This is a genomic window from Kitasatospora sp. NPDC059160, assembly GCF_042755465.1.
GTDB lineage: Bacteria > Actinomycetota > Actinomycetes > Streptomycetales > Streptomycetaceae > Kitasatospora.
This window is the reverse complement of sequence record NZ_JBHZCN010000230.1, coordinates 1-3,543: the sequence shown is the minus strand read 5'-3', so window position 1 is coordinate 3,543 and position 3,543 is coordinate 1. Positions and strand designations below refer to the sequence as shown.

General features: G+C 74.9%; 1 protein-coding gene. It reads right to left on the bottom strand.

Annotation, left to right across the window (positions count from 1 at the left end; all coding sequences use genetic code 11):
- Positions 1-41 precede the first annotated feature (41 nt).
- Positions 42-3,543, bottom strand: a 3,502-nt coding sequence (gene cobN / locus ACFXOZ_RS42300) for a cobaltochelatase subunit CobN (protein WP_380595357.1), incomplete at its 5' end; no start/stop codon positions are given.

The window sequence follows — 3,543 nt, the reverse complement described above, 5'->3', positions numbered from 1 at the left end:
CCCCGAGGGAGCGCGGCCGGCCGCCGTACGGTCGGAGGGCGTCAGCCCTCGTCGCCCTCCAGGTCGCCCTCGGTCTCCAGGAACGCGGCCTGCAGCTGCTCGATCAGCTGCGGGTCCGGCTGCTCCCACAGGCCGCGGCTCGCCGCCTCCAGCAGGCGCTCGCTGATGCCGTGCAGCGCCCACGGGTTGGCGCCCGCCAGGAACTCGCGGTTGACCGGGTCGAGGACGTACTCCTGGGTGAGCTTCTCGTACATCCAGTCCGCGACCACGCCCGTGGTGGCGTCGTAGCCGAACAGGTAGTCGACCGTCGCGGCCATCTCGAAGGCGCCCTTGTAGCCGTGGCGCCGCATCGCCTCGATCCAGCGCGGGTTGACCACCCGGGCGCGGAAGACGCGGGCGGCCTCCTCGGTCAGGGTGCGGGTGCGGACCGTCTCCGGGCGGGTCGAGTCGCCGATGTAGGCGGTCGGGGCCTTGCCGGTGAGGGCGCGCACGGTGGCCACCATGCCGCCGTGGTACTGGAAGTAGTCGTCCGAGTCGGCGATGTCGTGCTCGCGGGTGTCGGTGTTCTTCGCGGCGACGGTGATCCGCTTGTACGCGGTCTCCATCTCCTCGCGCGCCGGGCGCCCGTCCAGGCCGCGGCCGTACGCGTAGCCGCCCCAGACGGTGTAGACCTCGGCGAGGTCGGCGTCGGTGCGCCAGTCCCGGCTGTCGATCAGCTGGAGCAGGCCCGCGCCGTAGGTGCCCGGGCGGGAGCCGAAGACGCGGACGGTGGCCTTGCGCTCGTCGCCGTGCACGGCGAGGTCGGCCTGGACGTGGGCGCGCACGAAGTTGTCGGCCTCGGGCTCCTCCTGGGCGGCGGCCAGGCGCACCGCGTCGTCCAGCAGGGCGACCACGTGCGGGAAGGCGTCCCGGAAGAAGCCGGAGATGCGCAGCGTGACGTCGATGCGCGGGCGGCCGAGCTCGTCGAGCGGGATCGGCTCCAGGCCGGTGACCCGGCGCGAGGCGTCGTCCCAGACCGGGCGGACGCCGAGCAGGGCGAAGGCCTCGGCGATGTCGTCGCCGGCGGTGCGCATCGCGCTGGTGCCCCAGAGCGAGAGTCCGACCGAGGGCGGGTAGGCGCCGTCGTTGTCGGCGGTGTACCGCTCGACCAGGGAGGAGGCGAGCGCCTGGCCGGTCTCCCAGGCGAGCTTGCTGGGGACGGCCTTCGGGTCGACGGAGTAGAAGTTGCGGCCGGTCGGCAGCACGTTGACCAGGCCGCGCAGCGGCGAGCCGGACGGGCCGGCCGGGACGAAGCCGCCGTGGAGCGCGTGCAGCACGGCGTCCAGCTCGTCGGTGGTGGCGGCCAGTCGCGGCACCACCTGGGTGGCGGCGAAGGTCAGCACCTCGCCGACGGCCCCGCGGACGCCCTCGGGCAGTTCGGCGGCGACCTTCTCCACCGCCTCGGGCGCCCAGTCCTGGGCCTCCATCGCCTCGACCAGGGCGCGGGCCTGCGCCTCGGCCGCGTCGGTGGCGCCGAGGGTGAGGGCCGCCTCGTCCAGGCCGAGTGCCTCGCGCAGGCCGGGCAGCGCGCTGACGCCGCCCCAGATCTGCCGGGCGCGCAGGATGGCGAGCACGATGTTGACCCGGTCGGTGCCGGCCGGGGCCTGGCCGAGGACGTGCAGGCCGTCGCGGATCTGGGCGTCCTTGACCTCGCACAGCCAGCCGTCGACGTGCAGCAGGAAGTCGTCGAAGCCGTCGTCCTCGGGGCGCTCGTCCAGGCCGAGGTCGTGGTCCAGCTTGGCGGCCTGGATCAGGGTCCAGATCTGGGCGCGGATCGCGGGCAGCTTGGCCGGGTCCATCGCGGCGATGTTGGAGTGCTCGTCGAGCAGCTGCTCCAGCCGCGCGATGTCGCCGTAGGAGTCGGCGCGGGCCATCGGCGGGACGAGGTGGTCGACCAGGGTGGCGTGGGCGCGGCGCTTGGCCTGGGTGCCCTCGCCCGGGTCGTTGACCAGGAAGGGGTAGATCAGCGGGAGGTCGCCGAGGACGGCGTCCGGGCCGCACTCGGCGGACAGCGCGGCGGTCTTGCCGGGCAGCCACTCCAGGTTGCCGTGCTTGCCGAGGTGGATGACGGCGTCGGCGCCGAAGCCGCCGTCCTCCTGGGCGGCCTGGATCCAGCGGTAGGCGGCCAGGTAGTGGTGGCTCGGCGGGAGGTCCGGGTCGTGGTAGATCGCGACCGGGTTCTCGCCGAAGCCGCGCGGCGGCTGGATGAGCACCAGCAGGTTCCCGGAGCGGATCGCGGCGAGCACGATGTCGCCGTCCGGGTTCTGCGAGCGGTCCACGTACAGCTCGCCGGGGGCCGGTCCCCAGTGCTGCTCGACCTGCTCGCGCAGGCCCTGGGGGAGGGTGGCGTACCAGCGGCGGTAGTCGGCGGCGGGGATGCGGACCGGGTTGCGGGCCAGCTGGTCCTCGGTGAGCCAGTCCTGGTCGTAGCCGCCGGCCGCGATCAGGGCGTGGATCAGGGCGTCGCCCTCGTGGGAGGCGTCCTCGCCGCCGTCGGTGGGGGCGTTGAAGCCGGGCAGGTCGGAGCCGAGGTCCATGCCGTCCGCGCGCAGCCGCTCCAGCAGGCGCATCGCGCTGGCGGGGGTGTCCAGGCCGACGGCGTTGCCGACCCGGGAGTGCTTGGTCGGGTAGGCGGACAGCACCAGCGCGAGGCGGCGCTCGGCGGCCGGGACGTGCCGCAGCCGGGCGTGCTTGACGGCCGTGCCGGCGACGCGGGCGGCGCGCTCCGGGTCGGCGGCGTAGACGGTCAGGCCGTCCTCGTCCAGCTCCTTGAAGGAGAACGGGACGCTGATCAGCCGGCCGTCGAACTCGGGCACGGCGATCTGGGTGGCGGTGTCCAGCGGGGACAGGCCGTCGTCGCTGGCCTCCCACTGGGCGCGCGACCAGGTGAGGCAGAGCGCCTGGAGGATCGGGCGGTCGAGGGCGGCCAGCGCTCCGGCGTCCCAGGCCTCCTCGTCCCCGCCGGCCTGGGCGTCGGCCGGACGGGTGCCGCCGGCGGCGAGCACGGTGGTGACGATCGCGTCGGCCTCGCCGAGCGCGGCCAGCAGCTCGGGCTCGGCGCCGCGCAGCGAGGCGCAGTAGTAGGCCCTGGCCCGGGCGCCCTGGTCCTCGATCGCCCGGCAGAGGGTCTCCACGAAGGCGGTGTTGCCGCTCATGTGGTGGGCGCGGTAGTAGAGCACCGCGATGGTCGGGCCGCTCTCCGTACGGGCTTCGCGCTCCAGCGGGCCCCAGGCCGGGGCGGAGGCGGGCGGGGCGAAGCCGTGGCCGGTGAGCAGCACGGTGTCGGAGAGGAAGGCGCCGAGCTCGGCCAGGTTGGCCGCGCCGCCGTGGGCCAGGTAGGCGTGCGCCTCGGCGGCGATGCCGGCCGGGACGGTGGAGAGCTCCATCAGCTGGGCGTCGGGGGCCTGCTCACCGGTCAGCACGACCACCGGGCGGGGGCCGGCCAGCAGCGCGTCCAGGCCCTCCTGCCAGGCGCGGCGACCACCGAGCAGGCGGACCACGACC